The sequence below is a fragment of the Hymenobacter sp. BT559 genome (genome assembly GCF_017571525.1).
Taxonomy (GTDB): domain Bacteria; phylum Bacteroidota; class Bacteroidia; order Cytophagales; family Hymenobacteraceae; genus Hymenobacter; species Hymenobacter ginsengisoli.
This window is the reverse complement of the sequence record NZ_JAGETY010000007.1, coordinates 171,474-191,740: the sequence shown is the minus strand read 5'-3', so window position 1 is coordinate 191,740 and position 20,267 is coordinate 171,474. Positions and strand designations below refer to the sequence as shown.

19 protein-coding genes are annotated in these 20,267 nt (G+C 55.8%); 9 read left to right on the top strand and 10 right to left on the bottom strand.

Features of this window, described 5'->3' with window-relative positions; translation table 11 throughout:
• Positions 1 to 52: 52 nt before the first annotated feature.
• Together J4D99_RS11820 and glmM are read right to left on the bottom strand one after the other, a co-directional pair.
• Entirely contained in the window at positions 53 to 1,201 is a 1,149-nt protein-coding gene (locus J4D99_RS11820) for a cysteine desulfurase family protein (RefSeq protein WP_208131916.1), read from the bottom strand.
• Between the two features lie 165 nt (positions 1,202 to 1,366).
• Entirely contained in the window at positions 1,367 to 2,761 is a 1,395-nt protein-coding gene (gene glmM, locus J4D99_RS11815; RefSeq protein WP_208131915.1) for a phosphoglucosamine mutase, read from the bottom strand.
• Between the two features lie 172 nt (positions 2,762 to 2,933).
• On the opposite strand from glmM, the gene mazG reads away from it, so the two are divergent.
• From mazG to J4D99_RS11770, 9 genes are all read left to right on the top strand, one after another.
• Positions 2,934 to 3,761, top strand: a complete 828-nt coding sequence (mazG, locus tag J4D99_RS11810) for a nucleoside triphosphate pyrophosphohydrolase (RefSeq protein ID WP_208131914.1) — start codon at positions 2,934 to 2,936, stop codon at positions 3,759 to 3,761.
• Positions 3,762 to 4,115: 354 nt separating this feature from the next.
• Positions 4,116 to 5,000, top strand: coding sequence for a MotA/TolQ/ExbB proton channel family protein (locus J4D99_RS11805; RefSeq protein WP_208131913.1), 885 nt, complete (start codon positions 4,116 to 4,118; stop codon positions 4,998 to 5,000).
• 193 nt (positions 5,001 to 5,193) lie between these two features.
• Positions 5,194 to 5,823 (top strand): ExbD/TolR family protein, encoded by a 630-nt coding sequence (locus J4D99_RS11800; RefSeq protein ID WP_208131912.1) that lies wholly within the window; start codon positions 5,194 to 5,196, stop codon positions 5,821 to 5,823.
• 12 nt (positions 5,824 to 5,835) lie between these two features.
• The gene (locus J4D99_RS11795; RefSeq protein ID WP_208131911.1) at positions 5,836 to 6,393 is read left to right on the top strand and encodes an ExbD/TolR family protein; all 558 of its coding nucleotides are present in this window, start codon (positions 5,836 to 5,838) and stop codon (positions 6,391 to 6,393) included.
• Positions 6,390 to 7,217, top strand: coding sequence for an energy transducer TonB (locus J4D99_RS11790; protein WP_345229223.1), 828 nt, complete (start codon positions 6,390 to 6,392; stop codon positions 7,215 to 7,217). The genes J4D99_RS11795 and J4D99_RS11790 overlap by 4 nt, the downstream gene beginning before the upstream one ends.
• Positions 7,218 to 7,398: 181 nt before the next feature.
• Complete coding sequence (locus tag J4D99_RS11785) at positions 7,399 to 8,226, top strand: energy transducer TonB (protein ID WP_208131910.1); 828 nt, start codon at positions 7,399 to 7,401, stop codon at positions 8,224 to 8,226.
• 130 nt (positions 8,227 to 8,356) lie between these two features.
• On the top strand, positions 8,357 to 8,623 hold the full coding sequence (locus J4D99_RS11780) for a hypothetical protein (RefSeq protein ID WP_208131909.1): 267 nt from the start codon (positions 8,357 to 8,359) through the stop codon (positions 8,621 to 8,623).
• Positions 8,610 to 9,629, top strand: coding sequence for a PstS family phosphate ABC transporter substrate-binding protein (locus J4D99_RS11775; protein WP_208131908.1), 1,020 nt, complete (start codon positions 8,610 to 8,612; stop codon positions 9,627 to 9,629). Before J4D99_RS11780 ends, J4D99_RS11775 begins: the two co-directional genes overlap by 14 nt.
• Before the next feature lie 71 nt (positions 9,630 to 9,700).
• Positions 9,701 to 11,335 carry a tetratricopeptide repeat protein gene (locus tag J4D99_RS11770; RefSeq protein WP_208131907.1) on the top strand — a complete coding sequence of 545 codons (1,635 nt, stop codon included), beginning with the start codon at positions 9,701 to 9,703 and terminating at the stop codon, positions 11,333 to 11,335.
• 54 nt (positions 11,336 to 11,389) lie between these two features.
• On the opposite strand, the gene J4D99_RS11765 is transcribed toward J4D99_RS11770, so the two are convergent.
• The 8 genes from J4D99_RS11765 to J4D99_RS11730 form a co-directional block, all read right to left on the bottom strand.
• Entirely contained in the window at positions 11,390 to 12,451 is a 1,062-nt protein-coding gene (locus tag J4D99_RS11765; protein WP_208131906.1) for an RluA family pseudouridine synthase, read from the bottom strand.
• Positions 12,452 to 12,532: 81 nt separating this feature from the next.
• Positions 12,533 to 13,165, bottom strand: a complete 633-nt coding sequence (locus J4D99_RS11760; RefSeq protein ID WP_208131905.1) for an OmpH family outer membrane protein — start codon at positions 13,163 to 13,165, stop codon at positions 12,533 to 12,535.
• 56 nt (positions 13,166 to 13,221) lie between these two features.
• Positions 13,222 to 13,917: an OmpH/Skp family outer membrane protein gene (locus tag J4D99_RS11755; protein WP_208131904.1), complete on the bottom strand. Its 696-nt coding sequence runs from the start codon at positions 13,915 to 13,917 to the stop codon at positions 13,222 to 13,224.
• Positions 13,918 to 14,060: 143 nt separating this feature from the next.
• Positions 14,061 to 16,571 carry an outer membrane protein assembly factor BamA gene (gene bamA, locus J4D99_RS11750; protein ID WP_236018631.1) on the bottom strand — a complete coding sequence of 837 codons (2,511 nt, stop codon included), beginning with the start codon at positions 16,569 to 16,571 and terminating at the stop codon, positions 14,061 to 14,063.
• A 17-nt stretch (positions 16,572 to 16,588) separates the two neighbouring features.
• A complete protein-coding gene (uppS, locus tag J4D99_RS11745; protein ID WP_208131902.1) occupies positions 16,589 to 17,335 on the bottom strand; it encodes an undecaprenyl pyrophosphate synthase in 747 nt (248 codons plus the stop codon).
• Positions 17,336 to 17,490: 155 nt separating this feature from the next.
• Entirely contained in the window at positions 17,491 to 18,189 is a 699-nt protein-coding gene (porG, locus tag J4D99_RS11740) for a type IX secretion system protein PorG (RefSeq protein ID WP_208131901.1), read from the bottom strand.
• A gap of 108 nt (positions 18,190 to 18,297) precedes the next feature.
• Complete coding sequence (locus J4D99_RS11735) at positions 18,298 to 19,212, bottom strand: DUF6089 family protein (protein WP_208131900.1); 915 nt, start codon at positions 19,210 to 19,212, stop codon at positions 18,298 to 18,300.
• Between the two features lie 132 nt (positions 19,213 to 19,344).
• Positions 19,345 to 20,244 carry an NAD kinase gene (locus J4D99_RS11730; protein WP_208131899.1) on the bottom strand — a complete coding sequence of 300 codons (900 nt, stop codon included), beginning with the start codon at positions 20,242 to 20,244 and terminating at the stop codon, positions 19,345 to 19,347.
• Between the last annotated feature and the right edge of the window lie 23 nt (positions 20,245 to 20,267).

Below are 20,267 nucleotides of genomic sequence, written 5' to 3'. Positions count from 1 at the left end.
TAAATCTGGCCGCCCAAAAATATAGCGTAAGAGCGTATTTACCTTCTTTCCGCTAAGCCCGCGCCGCCACTGGCTCGTAGAGCTTCACGAGCTGCGCGGCAGCATAGTCTACTTCGGCTTCGGTGTTGAGCTTGCTCATGGAAAGGCGCACGGTGGGCCGCTCGGGGTCGGCGCCGAGCGCTTCGAGCACATGCGAGCCTAGCTGCGCACCGCTCGTGCAAGCCGAGCCGCCCGAAGCGGCTACCTTGTTGATATCGAGACTAAAGAGCAACATCTCGCTAATGCTGGAAGGCGGCAGGCTCACGCTGAGCACCGTATAGAGGCTTTGGTCGGCCTCGGCCGAGAGACCATTGAACCGTACCCCCTCAATGCCCGCCGCCAACTGACTGATAAACCGGTCTTTCAACGCCTGCACGTGGCGCTGATGGGCGGCCATATCGCGGCAGGCAATTTCGAGGGCCTTGGCTAGCCCCACTATCCCGTACACATTCTCGGTGCCCGAGCGCACGTTGCGTTCCTGCGAGCCACCGTGGATGAGCGGCGCCACCTCCACCCCACCGCGGCGGTACAAAAAGCCTACGCCCTTAGGCCCGTGAAACTTGTGCGCCGAGCCCACCAGGAAGTGGTTACTGAGCTGCTGCACATCGTGGCGGTAATGGCCCATCGTCTGCACCGTATCGGTGTGGAAGACCGCATCGTACCGGGCACAGATATCGCCGATAGCTTTGATATCGTTGAGGTTGCCCAGCTCATTATTGCCGTGCATCAGGCTTACGAAGGTGCGCGGGTGGCTAGCCAGCAGCTCTTCGAGGTGCCCGAGGTCGAGCCGGCCCTGGGCATCGTGGCGCAGGTAGCTCAGCTTGGTTTCACCGCTTTTATCCAGCGCTTGCAGCGGGTGCAGCACCGCATGGTGCTCTAGGGGCGAAGTAATGGCATGCTTCAGCCCCAGCGTGCGCACGCTGCCAAAAATGGCGTAGTTGTCGGCCTCGGTGCCCCCCGAGGTAAACGTGATTTCGCTGGGTGCCGCATTGATAAGCTGGGCCACCGTTTTGCGCGCCTGCTCAATGGCCGAGCGCACCTGCCGGCCCGGTCCGTGCAGCGAGCTGGGGTTGCCGTAGTGCTGCGCCAGGTAGGGCAGCATGGCATCCAGCACTTCGGGGTCGAGAGGAGTAGTGGCGGCGTTATCGAAGTAGGCGTGCATGAGGAGGTTCGCTAGGTTATAACAAGTACGTCCTACTCATCTAACATCCACTCGCCGCAGCACCGCTACCACATCGTTGGGAGTAGTACCCCTAGCGGTGCGAGCCCGAAGCTTCGGCAGGTCGACAACAGATGAGCAGGACGTTCATTAGACAAAAGATAAGCTTTATTTCGCCAAAATAATCTCTTTAATATCAGCGATAATCTTCTGCGCCAGGTGGTCGGCTGTGGCATTCGAGTCCGACTCGGCATAGATGCGGATAATGGGCTCGGTGTTCGACTTGCGCAGGTGCACCCACTCCTTGTCAAACTCAATTTTCACGCCGTCGATGGTGTTCACCGGCTGCTTGGCGTAGCGCTGCTCCATCTGCACCAGCACCTGGTCAGTGTCGATTTCGGGCGTTAGCTCAATCTTATTCTTCGAGATAAAGTAGCTTGGGTACGAGTTGCGCAGGCGGCTCATGGCCAGGCCCGACTTAGCCAGGTGCGTCAAAAAAAGCGCAATGCCCACCAGCGCATCGCGGCCGTAGTGCAGCTCGGGGAAAATGATGCCGCCGTTGCCTTCGCCGCCAATCACAGCATTGGTTTCCTTCATCTTGGTCACTACGTTCACCTCGCCTACGGCGGCGGCGGTATAGGTGCCGCCGTGCTTCTCCGTCACATCGCGCAGGGCGCGGGTGCTGCTGAGGTTGCTCACGGTGTTGCCGCCGCCGTGGTAGCCTAACACGTAGTCGGCTACGGCCACCAGAGTGTATTCCTCACCAAACATCTCACCGTTTTCGCTCACCAGCGCCAGCCGGTCCACGTCGGGGTCTACCACGATGCCAAGGTCAAAGCCACCTTTTTCGAGCACTTTGGCGATGTCGCGCAGGTGCTCGGGCAGCGGCTCGGGGTTGTGGGCAAAGTCGCCGGTAGGCTCGCAATGGATTTTCTCCACCGTTTCGACCCCTAGCGCGGCCAGCAGCTGCGGCACCGCAATGCCACCACTGCTATTTACCGCATCGACTACTACACGAAAATTCTTCGCCTTGATAGCCGCCACATCTACCAGTGGCGAGGCCAAGATGGCCTGAATGTGCTCGGCCAAGAAAGCTTCGTCGGTACTGTAAGTACCCAGCTTCGTAACCGGTGCGAACTCAACAGCTTCGCTTTCGGCCAACGCTAGCACACGCTCCCCGGCTTCGGCCGACAAAAACTCGCCTTGCGCGTCGAGCAGCTTTAAGGCATTCCACTGCTTGGGGTTGTGTGAGGCCGTGAGAATAATGCCGCCGGCGGCTTGTTTGGCCGGCACAGCCATTTCGACCGTGGGCGTGGTGCTTAGGCCCAAATCCAGGACATCGAACCCTAGCCCCTGCAGCGTACCGGCCACAAGGCGGCTCACCATCTCGCCCGACAGGCGGGCGTCGCGGCCTATTACTATTAGCTTGCTAGCCCCCGGCTGGGCGGCAGCCCAGGCGCCGTAGGCTGCCGTATATTTCACCACGTCGAGGGGGGTTAGCCCCTGCCCGGCCGGCCCACCAATGGTGCCGCGAATGCCGGAAATAGATTTTATGAGGGTCACTGGATATCTTTTTAGCTTTGCAAAAGTAGGCAGTCGGCCTCGTTATTAGCCGGCCAGCTCCTGCCCACCGACCCCACGGGTAGCGGCGCCTTACCAACTAAACCAGCTATTAAGCTACCCTAGCCAATGCTTCTTTGCTTTTGCCAACGATAAGCGCGGCGCTTATTCTCTTATGGAAAATTCTTTGCTCTCCCCTTCCCGGCGCCCGGCGCAGCTCGAAGCCTTCGGCCGCCTGCTCGATGTGCTCGACCGCCTGCGGCTAGAGTGCCCTTGGGATAAAAAGCAGACGCTCGACAGCCTGCGCCACCTTACCATTGAGGAAACCTACGAGCTGAGCGATGCCATTCTGCGCCACGACCTGCCCGACCTTAAAAAAGAGCTCGGCGACGTAATGCTGCACCTGGTATTCTACGCCCGCATTGCGGCCGAGCAAGGTGCCTTCGACATTGCCGATGCGCTCAACGCACAGTGCGAGAAGCTCATCTACCGCCACCCACACATCTACGGCGACGTGCAGGCCGATGATGAGGCGGCCGTAAAGCGCAATTGGGAGCAACTCAAGCTTAAGGAAAAAGGCAACACCGGCGGGGTGCTCGGCGGCGTACCCACCTCGCTGCCGGCCCTAGTGAAGGCCATGCGCATTCAGGAAAAAGCGCGGGGCGCGGGCTTCGACTGGGACGACCCTAGCCAAGTGTGGCTGAAAGTGCAGGAGGAGCTGGCCGAGTTTGGGGCCGAGTATGGCCATGGCCAGCCGCCCACCAGCGCAGCCCAGGCCGAGCGCGCCACCCAGGAGTTTGGCGACCTGCTTTTTTCGCTGGTCAACTTCGCGCGTTTTGCCGGTATAAATCCCGAAGAGGCTCTAGAGCGCACTAATCGAAAATTTATCAGCCGTTTTCAATACCTCGAAAACGCCGCCGCCCAGGCCGGGCAATCCCTGCCTGACCTTACCCTAGCCCAGATGGATGTATATTGGAACGAGGCTAAGCAGACCGAGGCTTAGACAAGCGCCAGCGTAATCAACATAATCGATTGAGTAAGTCGATACTGGCATTTGCTAAATCGGTTCGGCGCTAATTTTTTCGCCTCTAGAAGGCCAACCATATCAGTCGGCTCTGCGTTGGAAATTCACCCACGATTCAGCTACAAGCAGCCTCTGGTTTCCAAGTTATTTTTTGCCGAGCTCATCCAAAAAAAACTTTCTAGAGTCCGGATTTTACCGGCTTCGGCGTAGATTCGGCCCCGAAACACCTGTTTGCCCTGTTGTCGCTAGGGCTATTCTAGCAACAGGCACTTTTGTATCGCCTTCTTTTTTACCCCCTCAACCAACCCCCCACCTCCTACACTTACCGGACACATGGAACAGAAAAATGCAGTAAACCCGAGCGCCCGCCCCGCTGCGCCGGCCGCCCCCAAAGCCGCCCCCGCCGCTAAAAGCAGCGGTGGAGCTTCGCTGTTTGCGGTATTGGTTATCGTTCTCGGCTTCATTATCAGCTTGCTTATCTACAAGTTTGTACTAGGTGCTCCGGACCACTTCCTGGGCAACAACCCCGAAAACAACCCCAAGCCTGGTGACTACCTCGGCATTGTGTATAAGGGTGGCGTAATCGTACCGGCCCTGATGACCATGCTACTGTGCGTTATCACCTTCTCTATCGAGCGTGCCCTCACTATCTCGAAAGCCAAAGGCAGCAAGAGCATTGAGTCGTTTGTACGTGGCGTGCGCCAAAAGCTGAACACCAACGATATCAACGGCGCCATTGCCCTCTGCGACCAGCAGAAAGGCTCGGTAGCCAACGTAGTACGCGCCGGCCTGAAGAAATACCAGGAAATGGGCCGCGAAACCGGTATGAACACCGACCAGCGCGTGCTGGCTATCCAGAAAGAAATCGAAGAAAGCACCGCCCTGGAGCTGCCGATGCTGGAGAAGAACCTGGTTATCATCTCGACCATCGCGTCTATCGCCACGCTGACCGGTCTGCTCGGCACGGTATTCGGCATGATTAAGGCCTTCTCGGCTCTTGCTCAGGCTGGTAACCCCGACGCTACGGCGCTGGCAACCGGTATTTCGGAAGCTCTTATCAACACAGCTCTTGGTATCGGTACGTCGGCCCTGGCCATCGTTGCCTACAACTTCTTCACCAGCAAGATTGACGAGCTGACTTACAGCATCGACGAGGCTGGCTTCAGCATCATTCAGACCTTCGCTGCCCAGCACGGCAACGCAGGTCAGGAGTCGTAGTAGCTGCTGGCACGAAAAGAGGGGCGGAGGCGTTTTGCCGTCCCCGCCCCAACTTTTTTCTGGGTTACGTGTGCAATTAGCTTCGAGTCGGCATCAGTACCCTTGAGTGGCTCCCGCCACGGCGGCCCGCTGATGGTACCACCCCCTAGCCCCTGCACCTTGACCCGTCCAGTCATTTTAACTTCTCCCGGCAATGCCTAAAGTAAAACCGCACCGCACCTCGCCGTCGCTCGACATGACGCCGATGGTGGACCTGGCGTTTCTGCTGGTAACATTCTTTATGTTGACCACGCAGTTTCGCCCCGATGAAGCTGTGGTAGTAGACCCGCCGTCTTCGACGTCGGACCTCCAGGCTCCTGATAGCGACATCCTAACGCTTACGATTGATGCTAACAAGCGCGTATTCTTCGGCTACGACAAGGCTCCTGTCAAAGAAGCTGCCCTCAAAGCCGTTGGCGCTAAGTATGGTGTCAACTTCACCCCAGCCCAAGTAAAGCAGTTTTCGCTGCTCCCAAACTTTGGGGTGCCGATTACGCAGCTAGGTAGCTACCTCGATAAGGACACCGAGCAGCGCAAAGCGCTGAACAAGGGCCTACCAGGTATTCCTTACGATTCGCTCAATAACCAAATGATTGACTGGGTTATTGAAGCTCGTAAGGCCAACGCTGCCCTCTTCAAAAAGCCGACCTTCCTCGTAATAAAAGGGGATGGTGACGCCGATGTGAAGACCGTACAAACGGTTATCAAAGAGCTGCAGGAAAAAGACATTAACCGCTTCAACCTGCTGACGAGCCTCGAAATGAAGCCCTCATTTGTTAAATAACCTTTTTGAATCATGGCAGAAATCCAACAAAAAGGCGGCGACTCCGGCAAGGGAGGCAAGAAACGGGCGAAAAAAATGTCGACCAAAATCGACATGACGCCCATGGTGGACTTGGCCTTCCTACTGCTGACCTTCTTCATGCTCACCACCACCTTCGCCAAGCCCAACGTGATGCAGCTCACGATGCCGGTGAAGGACAAAAACCCTAAGCCCGAAGAACAGACTAAAATCAAAGCCTCCCAGGCAATGACCGTTATTCTGGCTCCTGACGACAAGGTTTTCTACTACTTTGGCCTCAACGAGCCCTCCGACAAGAGTGTGCCCGTACCCGAGGTAAAAGTAACCGACTTCTCGGCCAACGGCATCCGTAAGGTGCTGCTGGAGCGCCAGAAGCAGCAGCCCGAGCCTATCATTCTGATTGAGCCCTATGTCTACGAAGGCAAAGAGTCCAAGTACAAGAACATGGTAGACATCTTGGACGAGATGAACATCACCGACCAGAAAAAGTACGCGTTGATTGACATCCCGAAGAAAGACGTGGACCTCATTAAAAAACAGAACCTGCTATGATGGACAATGTGCAGCTAGCTAATGCTAGCTTGAACGACATCGTATTCGAGGGTCGCAACAAAGCCTACGGAGCCTTCGAGCTGCGGCGCATCTACGGGCGCAATGTCACGCGGGCCCTCATCATCGGGGCTGCTTTGCTGGCGTTGCTGGTGTTCATTCCGGCCATTGCCAAAATGCTGGAAGACCGCAAGCCCAAGGAGGTGCTGAACCTGAAGGAGAACGTGCTCATGGACGCGCCGCCTCTGGACGAGACCAAGCCCCCGCCCCCTCCGCCGCCCCCTGAGGCGCCCCCACCCCCGCCCCCCAAGCTCACAACGGTGAAATTCACGCCGCCCGTAGTTAAGAAGGACGAGGAAGTGAAGAAGGAAGAGGTGCCCGACCAGGAAGAGCTGAAGGATAAGACGGTAGCTACCGTGACCGTAAAAGGCAACACGGATAGCCCTGACCTGAGCGACCTGAGCGGCGAAGGCACCAAGCCGGTAGAAGAAGTAGTAGAAACCAACAAAGTCTACACCTACGTAGAGCAGATGCCTTCCCTCCCTGGTGGAGGTGGCATGGGCGCCATCGTATCGGCCATTCAGAAAAACGTGCGCTACCCCGCCGTTGACCTGCGCAACCAAGTAGAAGGTAAGGTATTCGCTAGCTTCACGGTTGATGAAAACGGTGATATCTCGGATGTGAAAATCGTGAAAGGCATTAGCAGCACGATTGACGCCGAAACCATCCGTTCTATCAAAGCCCTGCCGAAGTTTATCCCTGGTAAGCAGAACGGCCGCTCGGTAAAAGTTTCGTTTACCGTGCCCGTTACCTACAAAATCCAGTAACACTGACTTATCAGTTTAAAAGCCCTGACTAGCCCCTAGTCAGGGCTTTTTTGTGCTCGATGGGCGGGTAGGTCAACGCAAAATATTTGGCGTGGATAGTGTGGAAAATAAGCCCAAGTAGCATCAGCTAACTACTGGTGGCCACCGGTAGAATTTCTCCCCACTTTTTCTACCTCCTCTCATGTCGTTACTCCCCGCGTTTTTTACCGACAGCCTCGACGACGTTGTTTTCGAAGGCCGCAATCAGGCTTATGGCGCATATCAGTTGCGCCAAGACTATCAGCAGCACCTGGCATCGGCTGGTGGCTTTACATTAGCCCTGTGTGGGCTGCTGCTTCTAAGCTGGGGCGCTTGGCAGCATCTCAAGCCCGCTGCTACGCCACTTATCAGCACCAAAGGCGAGGTAGAGTTTATTAAGCCGCCTGTGCCTACCGTTATCGAAAAGCCTAAAGTGGCCGTGGTATCTCCACCACACGCCCGCCCGGCAGCTACACACCGTGCCCCAAGCGTGCCTACGGAGGTAACTAAAGACAATGCGCCACAACCCCATATTACACCGCCTGCCCAGACCGAAATAGTAGATGGGCCTACTGGCCCCGCAGTGCCCGGCACTGCAGCGACAACTGAAACAGGTGAAGTAGCCGGCCCAGGCAACAGCGCTGAAACTGGTCCCGCTACTGCCCCGGCCACTAATGAGCCCTTCATAGTCGTAGAGAAAATGCCCGAGTTTGCGGGTGGGCAAGAAGCCCTGTTGCGCTACCTGCGCAGCCACTTGCGCTACCCCGGCTCGGCGCTGGCGGCTGGCGTAGGCGGCAAGGTTTTTATGAGCTTTGTGGTGGGGGCCGATGGCACTATCTCTGACGTTACGATTTTGAAGGGGCTGGGCTACGGGCTGGATGAGGAAGCCCAGCGCGTGGTGCGCCAGATGCCAGCCTGGACGCCCGGCTACCAAAGCAAGCACCCAGTTCCTGTGCGGTTTACACTACCCATCACATTCAGTATTCAATAAGGATTTCGAGGCCTAGTAGGAGAAATCGGGTTTTATGCCCTTTTTTGCAGGCTGATTATTCACCCGCGCCGGACCCGAACAAATTGGGCCCCGGCGCGGGTTAGGAGTATTCTACTACTTTCTTTCATTCATGGCCCTTCCCACCACTGAGGAGCGCCTGGGTTCGCCCCAGCGAATAGTGCGCTTCTTTACTCTCATCATGTCGCTGGTGTATGCCGCGCTGGGCGTTTGGCTCTGGCTCACGGCGCACCGACCTTCGGCAGCGGGAGCACTGCTACCGCTAGGGCCTAAAACCCGTATGGTGCTAGGCTCCGTCTTTATCCTATACGGTGTCATCCGTTTCATACGCACTATTCGCTCGCAGTTTCGCAAACCCTCTTCCGATGACTTTAGCTAATCTGCTTCACCGACCCAACCGCTCGTCGCTCGGCGCTCTTTTGCTGGCGGCCTGCTTGCTACCCAGCTGCCATCCTAACCGCTCGGCGGGCACCAGCGAAGAGGCCACCGACACACCTACCAGCGGCCACGTTGGCATCAGTGTCGATGAAACCTTTGCACCAATACTGGAGTCGCAGGTAGATACGTTTCAGAAGCTATACCCCGATGCGCATCTCAAGGTGTCGTATCAGCCGGAGGACAACGTGTTTCTCGATTTGCTTAATGACAAGGTTAAAGCCATCATCACGGCCCGCGAGCTGACGGCCGACGAGAAAAAGGTGCTGGATAAGCAGAGTATGCTGCCTATCACTACCAAGGTGGGTATCGATGGCCTAGCCATCATTCTGCACCCCTCTAACCCCGACTCCCTGCTGACCGTAACCCAGCTGCGGGGTATTTTCGGTGGCCAAACCACGCAGTGGAGCCAGGTGAGCGGCCAGAAAAAGCTAGGGGCCGTCAACGTAGTGTTTGATGCCAACCGCAGCAGTACAAGCCGCTTCATGCGCGACTCGCTGCTGCACGGGGCGGCGCTTAGCCCCAAGGCGTTTGCAGCGCAGTCGAATACTAAGCTGCTCGACTACGTGGCTAGCCACCCTACAGCTGTAGGCGTGGTGGGCGTCAACTGGATTTCGGATGCCGACGACCCTAGCGCCCGTAAGTACCGGCAGCAAATTCGGGTGGCGAGCATCACGGCCAGGCCCAATCCGACCAAGGACGACTACATTCAACCTGACCAAGTGTATTTGGCACCAAAATCGCCAGAGCTACTGAAGCAGCACCCCGAGTTGCAGAACTACCCGCTGCGACGCAACCTCTACGCTATCAGCCGCGAGGCCCGAGCGGGGCTAGGCTCCGGTTTTATTTCGTTTGTAGCTGGCCAGAAGGGCCAGCTCATTTTCCAAAAGTCGGGCTTAATGCCAGCCAATATGCAGGCGCGAATTGTAACCACCAATAAACGCCAGTGAACTACCTTGCGCTGCCTCGCGTAGTATTAGTACCAATCTTTCACCTGAAGTTTACTTTTCCCTTCCCTCTTATGTCTTACAAGCCCTGGAAACCGCTGCTGCTGACCGCCCTCGCTGTAGGGGCCGGCGCTACGGCCGCCACCGCCCAAAACATAGCCACTGCTCAGAAAGCCATTGAGCTAGGCCGCTACAACGAGGCGCGCGCCGCGCTACGTGGCAGCAACTCACCTGAAGCCAACTTTGAACTGGGGCGCCTGTATCAGATGCGCGACCTGCCCGATTCGGCTAGCTACTACTTCAACCGCGCCGCTGGCCCTACGCCGTTTGGCCAGGTAGCCGAAGGCCGCGCCCTGCTCGCCAAAGGCAAGGCTAGCGAAGCCGACGCCAAATTTTCGGCCGCTGCTTCTGCCACCAAAAACAAAGACCCCAAGGTGCTGACCATGATTGCGCAGGCGTACGGCGAGTACGATGGCAAGAACATGGATATCACCAAGCCGCTGACGTACGTGAAAACGGCCGAAGCGCTTAGCAAAGGAAAGGATAACCCGGCACTGATGGTGGCCCGCGGCGATATCTACTTGCACAGCGATGCGGGAGGTGGCGAAGCCATGAGCAGCTACGACCGCGCTGTTGCCGCCGACCCCAACTACACTGAGGCTTATTATAAGCGCGGAGTGTTGAACGTACGCAGCAAAAACGGCGCCGGCGCCCAGGAAAACTTCAATAAGGCCATTGCCTTGAACTCGGCCTATGCCCCGGCATATCTCGATATGGCTAGCATGTATGCTTCGGCTAGCCAATACGATAAGGCCCTGGCTGCCTTCCAGCAGTACACCAACGTAGCCGAAAAGTCGCCCTCGACTACGGAGAAGTACGCCGCGTTCCTCTACTTGTCGAAGAAGTACGCCGAGGCCCTGGCCCAGGCTAATGAGGCCCTAGCCAAGGAGCCCAACAATTTGACCATGAATCGCATCAAGGCCACGTCCTTGTATGAAACCGGCGACTACGCAGGGGCCGCCGCAGCGATGGACCAATTTATGAAAGTGGCGCCTGCTGATAAAATCTTGCCAGAAGATTATTCTTACCAGAGCAAGATTCTGTTGAAGACCGGCCGCAACGACGAGGCTATCAACGTGCTGCAGAAAGCCATTGCGGCCACTACGGACCCCGAAAAGAAGAGCGACCTGCAGAACGACCTAGCCACGGCTTACATGGCTAAAAAGGATTATCCAGCCGCCATTCGCATCTACAAGACCAAGGCTAATCCTGACTTGGCCGACCAGTTCCGCCTCGGCAGCGCGTTCAATGGCAGCAAGCAGTATGCCCAAGCCGATAGCGTGTACAACATCATTATCACGGCTAAGCCTACTTATGTACCAGCTTACCAGGCTCGTGCCCAGGCTAACTTCCACCTCGACCCTGACTCGAAGAAGGGCTTGGCCAAGCCTTACTATGAGAAATACATCGAGCTGGCTAACGCCGACCCAACTAAGTATAAGAGTGGCCTCGTAGAAGCTAATAACTATCTGGGTTATTACAACTTGCAAGCAGGTAACAAAGCAGCCGCCACACCTTACTACCAAAAGGTGCTGGAGCTTGACCCCTCGAATGCTGATGCGACCAACGCCATGAAGATTATCAAAGGCGTACCTGCTCGCACCACCACGACCGCCAAGAAAACGACTACTACTGTCAAGAAGAAGTAGGCCGTAGCTTATCCAGATAAAAAAGCCCCGCTGCCAGAAGGTAGCGGGGCTTTTTTATGAGTGGGTTGCGGCCCAGGCTTCCCACTTTTCCAATACGGCGGTGAAGTCGTCGGGCAGTTCGGCTTCGAAGTAGAGTCGCTCGCCAGTGCTAGGGTGCACAAAGCCCAGCGAGCGGGCATGTAGGGCCTGCCGGGGCATCAGGGTAAAGCATTGCTCCACGAAGGCCTTATAAGCACCGCTAGCCGGCCCCACCCGGATGCGGTCGCCCCCGTAGGTAGCATCGCTGAACAGTGGGTGGCCGATGTGTTGCATATGTGCCCGTATTTGATGCGTACGGCCGGTTTCGAGGCGGCATTCGAGTAGCGTGACTGGGCCAAACCGCTGCAGCACGCGGTAGTGTGTCACGGCGTGCTTGCCCTGGTCACCGCCAGGGTATACGGCCTGCACCTTGCGGTCGCGCAGGCTGCGCCCGATGTGCCCCTGTACCGTACCCGCATCCTCCTCAAACTTGCCCCAGGCCAGCGCCCGGTAGCTGCGCTCAATGGTATGATGAAAAAACTGCTGCGAGAGGTGCGTCATGGCCCACTCTGTCTTGCCAATTACCAACAGGCCCGACGTATCCTTATCAATGCGGTGCACCAAGCCTGGGCGAATTTCGCCGTTGCGGCCCGTAGGCAAGCTTTCGAGGTGGTAGGCTAGCCCGTTCACCAGCGTGCCCTCCCAGTTGCCGTAGGCGGGGTGCACCACCATACCAGCGGGCTTATTTATAATAAGCAGGTCGGCATCTTCGTAGCGAATGTCCAGGGCCATTTCCTGGGGCACTACTTTCCCTGTGCGTGGCGGCTCGGGCAGGGTAATGGTAATAATATCGGCCGGCCGCACCCGGTAGTTGGGCTTGGTAATGCGGCCGTTCACCTGCACCGCCTCAGCCCGGATGGCATCCTGAATTTTCGTGCGCGAGGCGTTGGCCAGCCGGTTGAGTAAGAACTTATCGAGGCGCAGCAGTTCCTGCCCCCGGTCGGCCACAATGCGGTGATGCTCATAAAGCTCGTCGCCTTCACCCGCATCGTCGGGTTCTAAGTCGGGGCCGGGGCTAGCAGCAGGCGGAAGCAGCATAATAGAAAACGTAGCGAAATGGCTAATACGCAAAAAGCCGGAGCCACGGGCTCCGGCTTTTTGGCCACTGGTGGGCGATACTTATTTGCTCTTGGTTTTGGTCTTGCCAGCCGGAGCGGCGGGCACGATGGGAGCGGCGGCCCTAGGAGCCTGCACCGTCGGCGCAGCAGTAGGTGCCGTGGGCGTAATGCCCATTTTCTTTAGGATGGCATCCGATACATCGCCGTCTTTGGGGCCGTGCAGCAGGATGGGGTTGCTACCCGAGTCCGAATTCAGGATATAGGTGTAGCCCTGCTCATTAGCAACGGCATCGATGTTTTTCTGAATCTTGTCGAGCACCGGGCGCAGCAGCGCCTGCTGCTTCTGCTGCAGCGACTGCTGAGCCGTTTGGCCAAACTCCTGCAAGCCTTGCTGCATCGTTTGGAGCTCTTTTTCTGTATCAGCTTTCACCACAGGGGTCATTGCTCCGCCCCGCTTTTGGTAGTCGTCCAGCTTGGTTTGAAAAGCTGTCTGCTTGGCCTTCATCTGCGATTCCAGCTGCGTGCCGTAAGCTTTCAGGTCCGATTCAATCTGCTTGCTTTCGGGCATCTGGCTCAGCACGTATTCTACGCTGGTAAAGCCAATCTTAAGGGGAGCCTGCGCCTGGGCGCTCGGAGCAAAGAAAGAAGCGGCTGCGAGTGCGACGGCGGCGAAGGTCAGGTGAAGTTTTTTCACGCGGTTTACGAAGAAAGTCAAGGGTCTAAAAAAATTTGGTTGCAAAGGTAAGGATACTAGGGCTTTCCGCCAGCGTTGGCTTTGCTAGCCCGCCCCGACTGCGTTTTGGCCGGAATAGCCGGGTCGGGCGTACCCGAATCTGACTCGAAGGCGGGGTCGGCGCTGGCCGCCGGGGTCTTGGGCGGCTTCACCGTTTTTACCGGGCCTTTGGGGCCGGGCTGGTTGCGGGTGGGTGAGCCTAGCCCCAGCGCTTCCATCACGAACTCGGTGTAGTCGTGCGTGGGGTTGGCGTAGAGCATGGTGAGGTCGCCGTTGCGGTCAAACATAAAGTCCAGCTTGCGCGCCTTCACCACTTTCTCTACTGCATCAAAAATCTTGTCTTGCGCAGGCTTGTTCAGCTCCACGCGCTTTTTGAAGAGTTGGCCTTCGTAGCCAAACTGCTTGGTTTCGTAAGCTTTTACTTCCTGCTCCTTTTTCAGAATTTCGTCCTGGCGCTTCTTCTTCATGTCCTCGGTCAGGACTACCTCTTCCGCCTGGTAAGTGCGGTAGAGCTTGTCCAAGTCTTTTTTTTGCGCCTCAATTTCTTTCTGCCAAGTGTCGGTAAGCTTCGCTAGCTCTACCTGAGCCTGCGCATACTCGGGCATCTTGCTCATAATGTATTCGGTGTCGATATAACCGAATTTCTGGCCCCAGGCCGGCGCACAGGCCACCAGCAGCAACAGTGCCAGCGCAAAACGAGCAACGTGAGTCATGCGGAAAAAAGGAGAGCGCAATCCGAAATCGGCTTCGGCGCGTTGGCTACAACGCCCCAGCCACTTCGTTTAGTCTAAACAGCAAGCTGCCAGGCCATTTGTAAACCATGGGGGCTAGCCAAAACGTTCAGCCCCGCACGGCGCTAGCGAATCTGCTGGCCAATAATGAAGTGGAAGTGGTTGAAATCCTGCACAGAGGTAGTGCCGGGCGGCGGAATAACCGTATCGAAGGCCCGGCCATAGTCGAAGCCTAGCAAACCAAATGCCGACATAAAAATACGGGCGCCGAAGCCTGCCGAGCGGTACAGCTTATAGGGGTTGTACTGGCTATACACATCTACCGCATTACCGGCCTCCGCAAAGCCCAGGATATACACCGTAGCAGCCGGGTTGAGGCTCACCGGGTAGCGCAGCTCGGCCACATACTTGTTGTAGGCCACGCCACCGCTCTTGCCCGTTTGGGCCGTTGGAATGGCAAAAGCCCCGTTGGGGTCGTCGTAGCCACGCAGGCCGATATAGTCGGTACCCACCAGGAACGAGCCACCGCCACCGTAACCCAGGCCCGCGCCGCCCATCTTGAAACGCTCAAATGGCCCCGGCTGCCGGTCCTTGCTATAGGTGCCGATGTAGCCGAAGTGCGCCCGGGTGTTCAACACGAGCTTGCCCACGATGGGCGTAAACCAAGAGGCATCGAACATCCACTTGTGGAATTCTACCCACTCATACACATTGGGGTGCGAGCCAGGGAAGGCCGAGTAAGGAGGCGTCAGGCTTACGCTTAAGCTAATTGATGAGCCCCGGCGGGTATAAGTCGGGTTATCAATACTGTTGCGCGAGAGCGTGGTATTGAGCGTGATGTTGTTGGCGCGGCCGGTGCTGAAGTCCGAGAAAATCGAATAATTCTGCAGCTGGTACTGGCTGTACGAAAGCGAGTTGCTAAGCGAGAAGTAGTCATCCGGCACACGCAGCTGGCGGCCCAGACCAATCGTAGCACTGTTTACCTTGATAAAGCTTCCCGTTTCAGGGTTGAAGTTGTATCCCAGGCGCGACACGCTGCGGTTCAGACTAAACGAGAGCGAGTTAGGCTTACGCCCCCCTAGCCAGGGCTCGGTAAAGCTAAACGAGTAAGCCTGGTACTGCAAGCCATTGGCCTGCACGTTCAGGGCCACGCGCTGGCCATCGCCGGCCGGCACGGGCGTCCAGTTATGGAAGTCTCGGGCTTTGCGCAGCGAGAAGTTATTGAACACTAGGCCCACCGTGCCGATAAAGCCGGCATAGCCGCCCCAGCCACCCGACAGCGTAATCTGGTCCGAAGGCTTTTCTACCACTGTGTAGTTGATATCCACGGTGCCATCGGCTTGGTTGGGTACGGGGTTGATGCCGATTTTCTCGGGGTCAAAGTACCCTAGCGTAGCAATCTCACGCTGCGAGCGGATGAGCAGCTCGCGGTTAAACTTATCGCCGGGCAGCGTGCGCAGCGTGCGGCGCAACACGTGGTCGCTGGTCTTAGTATTGCCCGCGATGTTGATGTCCTTCACCCGAGCCTGCACGCCTTCCGAGATGCGCATCTCGATATCGATAGAGTCGCCTTCTACCTTGGTTTCTACCGGGTCGAGCTGGAAGAACAGGTAGCCATCGTTCATATAGAGCGACTCTACATCCTGGCCCGTGGGGTTGTAGTGCAGACGCTTATCAAGGCTCTCTTTGCTGTAGGGGCTGCCACGCTTGATGCCCAGCACCGATGACAGCGTCTTGCTATCGTAGAGGTAGTTGCCCGTCCAGGTAATATTGCGGAAGTAGTACTTCGGCCCTTCGTCTACCCGCAGCTTTACAATCAAGCCTTTGGCATCACGCGCAATGGTGTCGGAAATAATAGCGGCATCGCGGTAGCCTTGGTCATTGTAGAAATCGACCAGCTTCTTCTTATCGTCTTCGAAATCGGAGCGTTGGAACTTGCCGGGGGTTAGGATTTTATACGATTTGCGAGCCTTCGTTTTCTTAAACTGTTTGGCTAGCTTACCGTCTTTAAATGCCTTGTTGCCTTCAAACTCGATATCGTGGATGCGTACTTTCTGACCTTTATCTACGTCAATCTTCAGCGCGACACTGTTGGAAAGCGCCGAGTCGGCCACTTGGCGGATAACAACTTTGGTATCTAAGAAGCCTTTGTTGGTAAAGAACTTGCGTACCTGCGTACGGGTGTTCGACAGCAAGGCATCGGTCACCACCTTGCCCCGGATGAGCTTAATTTTCTTCTCTATATCGGTGGCCTGCCCCTTGCTTATCCCTTCGAAGGTGAACTTGGAAAGGCGCGGCTGTTCGCGCACGTTAAAGTCCAGGAAAATCTTATTGCCTTCAGTACGCGCAACGCTGACCGAGATATCCGACAAGATACCCTGCGCCCAGATTTTGCGGATAGCCTTGGCCAGGTCATCGCCCGGCACATTAATGATGTCGCCGATTCGCAAACCCGACAGTCCAATCAGCGTATTAGGGTCTAGGTTGCGAGCACCGCTCACGGTGATACCCCCTAACTCATATTTCCGTGGCTCCTCGCCGGCGGCTTCCACCTGCTGTGCACACGCGGGCCGCGCCACCAGCGCAGCGGCTAGCAGGAATGCACTTAATAATCCACTACGTAAGTAGGTACGCATCATTCTAAGTAATAAAATCAGGAGGCCGACAGCTGCTCGCTGGTTTTGCCAAAGCGCCGCTCCCGACCTTGATAGGCCTTTAGAGCATCGCGAAAGTGACTGCGCCGGAAATCAGGCCACAGAACGGGGGTGATATAAAGTTCCGTATAGGCAAGCTGCCAAAGCAGGAAATTGCTGATACGTTGCTCGCCACTGGTGCGAATGAGTAGTTCGGGGTCAGGCATGCCGGCAGTAGACAGGTAGCCAGCTAGGGTATTTTCGCTTACTTCAAGTGGCTGTACATGCCCAGCAGCCACATCGGCGGCCAAGCGCTGTGCCGCCTGAGTCAGGTCCCAGCGGCCACTATAACTTAAGGCTAGCACCAGCGTCATGCGGGTGCCTTCTTTTGTCAGTTCTATGGCTTCAGCCAACTCACGCTGGCAGTTGCCGGGCAGGTTATTTACCTGGCCGATGGCCTGTAGGCGCACACTGTTTTTTAGCAGCGTGGGCGTTTCGTGCCGAATGGTATGCACTAGTAGCTGCATCAGCGCGGTCACTTCGAAAGCCGGGCGATTCCAGTTTTCGGTCGAGAACGCGTAGAGCGTCAGGTACTGCACACCTAGCTCGGCGGCTTCTTCCACTGTGTCGCGCACCGCCGTAATAGCACTTTGGTGCCCAAACACGCGCAGGCCTCCCCGCTGCTTGGCCCAGCGCCCATTACCATCCATGATAACGGCCACGTGGGCAGGAATATTAGAGAGGTCTATTTCGGACCGTTCGGCCATCGTTGCGGTTTGCGTATAAGAGGCCGCAAGTTACGCAAAGGGTTGCAGTCCGGCTCTGATGCGCCAGCGATAAGCTAGCGGCCTACTCAGCTTTACAGTTATTAACTACCTGTAAATACATAACTTACCCTGTTAATTCTGCAATGCACAAGCCCTTATTTCAAGAGGCGTTTGTTTCTATCATATGGCTTTGGGCAGAGAATGCTATAAAAGGTATACGACAAGCTGATACCAGAATAATAATACCAATCCTGGTCATGGCTATTTACCAAGAAGGGCGTCTGGTCGCCAGTATGGTCAAACTGGTCAGTAAATGTCTTGCGCACTCCCATCTCCAAGCCAAGATTGAAGTACTCGTTGAGTGCGACTTTCACGCCGGCGCCAGCCGGGATAGCGATGCCCACTTTAGCGCCTTTGCGGTCAAAATCAGCCTTAAGCGCATCATTGGCACTGCTGACAGTAGTGCTCACATAATATAGCCCTAGCCCCGCAAAGAGATACGGCGACAGATGCACCCGCTGCTGGTTTTTGCGCTCATGATAATCGAGAAAATTATACTCAACTACGCCCGCAGCTTCTACTAGGCCACCCTTGAGGCTAAGCTGCCGATAGTTCTGTAGGGGTGGCACACCCCCATTTACACCTTCCACATTAGTATCAGTAGCACGCAAGAAGCCAGTAGTAAGGCTAGCGCGCAATGTGACGGGCACCGATACGTCGCGACGATAAAACACAGTTAAAGCAGGGCGGCTGTTCTGCCACTGAAACTGTGGCGATATCTCGCCTTTGTAATTGGTAGCTCCCACACCAATACCGAGCTCGCTGGTGTGCTGAGCCAGAGCTGGAGTAGCCAAAAAAAATGCACTCCCCGCCAGCAGCAAGCTGGCGGGGAGTGCGAACGAAACTCTAAAAACGGTCATGCAGCAGACTGTAAGGGTAAGGTCCAGCCAGCTAGCAATAGCCTAGCGGAACTTGGGGTTCTTAATTTTCGGGTTCAGGATATAGTTGAGCGAGAAGCCAGTAACAGTATACCAGTCACTCTTGCCTTGACCACGCTTCGCACTATTTGCAGGGTTCATCAGGTCAGGATGGAAACCACCTGCTACACCAGTCGATGTGTTCGTGATACCACCTGGTGCATTACCACCGCCCCAACCGCCAAAATATTGTGCGGGGACAGTCGCCTTTGATAAGTCAGCGTATTTGCCACTCACGTCGTCCAGATAACCGGTAAAAGTTTTGCGGAATCCAATTTCAAACGCTGCGTCCAGGTTACGGTTAATACGGTAGCGTACACCAAGACCAAAGGGAATTGCAAATTGGAACTTGCTGTAGTCGACACCCTCCGTTTTTAACGGCTGTAAGTCGACGTAATTGCCATTGGCGTCTTTTCCTTCCGGGCTATGGTGAAAACCTGCTACACCGCCAAATACATATGGCACGAAGTCAGGACGCTTTAGATAGTTATTGCGGTTTTCAATCAGGTCAACGATAACTACGGCCGAAGCTTCATAGATATCGTTGCGGAAATTCATGTTCCGCGTATAGCGATAGCGCGCATTGCCATCGTCTTTATTAGCATTTGTGTTATCATCAGCCGTGATACGACCATAAGCTACCGCAAAGCGGCCCGACACACGCGGGAAGAAGCGGTGGGTGATATTGAGGCCAATGTTAGGGCGCGTATCGCCCAAGTGCACCGAAGCGAAATTGGTGAGCGGGTTTAGGTCACCAAAATAGTTCATAGCATTCAGGCTCACCCCGATAGAGGTATACTGCTTACGCTTGCTGAACTGTTGAGCATCGGCGTGTTGCGTGGAGCCTAGCAGCGCTAGGCCTGCGAGCACGGCCGTTGGGTACGTGAAAAACTTAGTCATAAGGCGCAGAGTAGAGAGTTAGTCGAGCTGAAGGAGGTGCGAACGCAACGGGACGTGGTTCGCAACGAATGCAAAAGTAAGAGTTAAAGGGAACTAAAAAAACTAAACGCCTTTTTTGAAGGCTTTTTAGCGCTATTTCAATTGCGGCACGGACGACGGGTTACGGCGGTCGAGGCCCCAATTGAGTTTGTTACGCAAGGTACTTAAGAAATTGACGTGGTTAAGTTTAACTAGCCGGGCGTTAAAGTTTTCGCGCCGAACAGCCATTTGTACGCTCGCTTCGACTGGCAGGGAGCGCGAATCGAGGGCAAGCAGGTAGCTGGTAGCGCGGCCTTCTATCTCAAACGAAATAACGCTTTGGTCGGATACGATAAGTGGGCGAACGTTCAAATTGTGGGGGCATACGGGAGCGATGATAAAATTGTTTGTCTGTGGCAGCATTACTGGTCCGCCGCAGCTCAAAGAATAACCTGTCGAGCCTGTGGGAGTAGAAACAACAAGTCCATCGGCCCAGTAGGAGTTTAAATATTCGCCGTTTATATACGTGTGCACCACAATCATGGCCGAGGTGTCGCGCTTTAAAATACTAAATTCGTTGAGGCCGAAATTGAGCGCTCCAAATACGTCAGGGTCGGTTTCTACCCGAAGCAAGCTCCGGTCTTCAAGGGTAAAGTGGCCTTTAAATAAGGCGTCAATAGCCTGGGGTATATAGTCAGGATTAATAGGCGCAAGGAAGCCTAGCCGACCGGTATTGATGCCCAGAATCGGAATCTGCAGTGCTCCTACGTAGGTAACCGTATCGAGCAGGGTGCCATCGCCGCCGATGCTGAGTACGAATTGTACTCCGCGCAAGGAGTCGCCGCGCCGAAAGGTGCTGATGTCGGCTGGCAAACGCAGGTGGCTGGCCAAGTAGTCGCGAAATGCCTCCACTATCAATACCTCGGCACCCCGGGCTACCAGCTCATCGAGCAGGGCTTGCAGAAAGGGTGCGACCGCTTCATCGAAGGGCTTACCCAGAATAGCAATTTTCATAACAAAGACTTAATACCGCAACT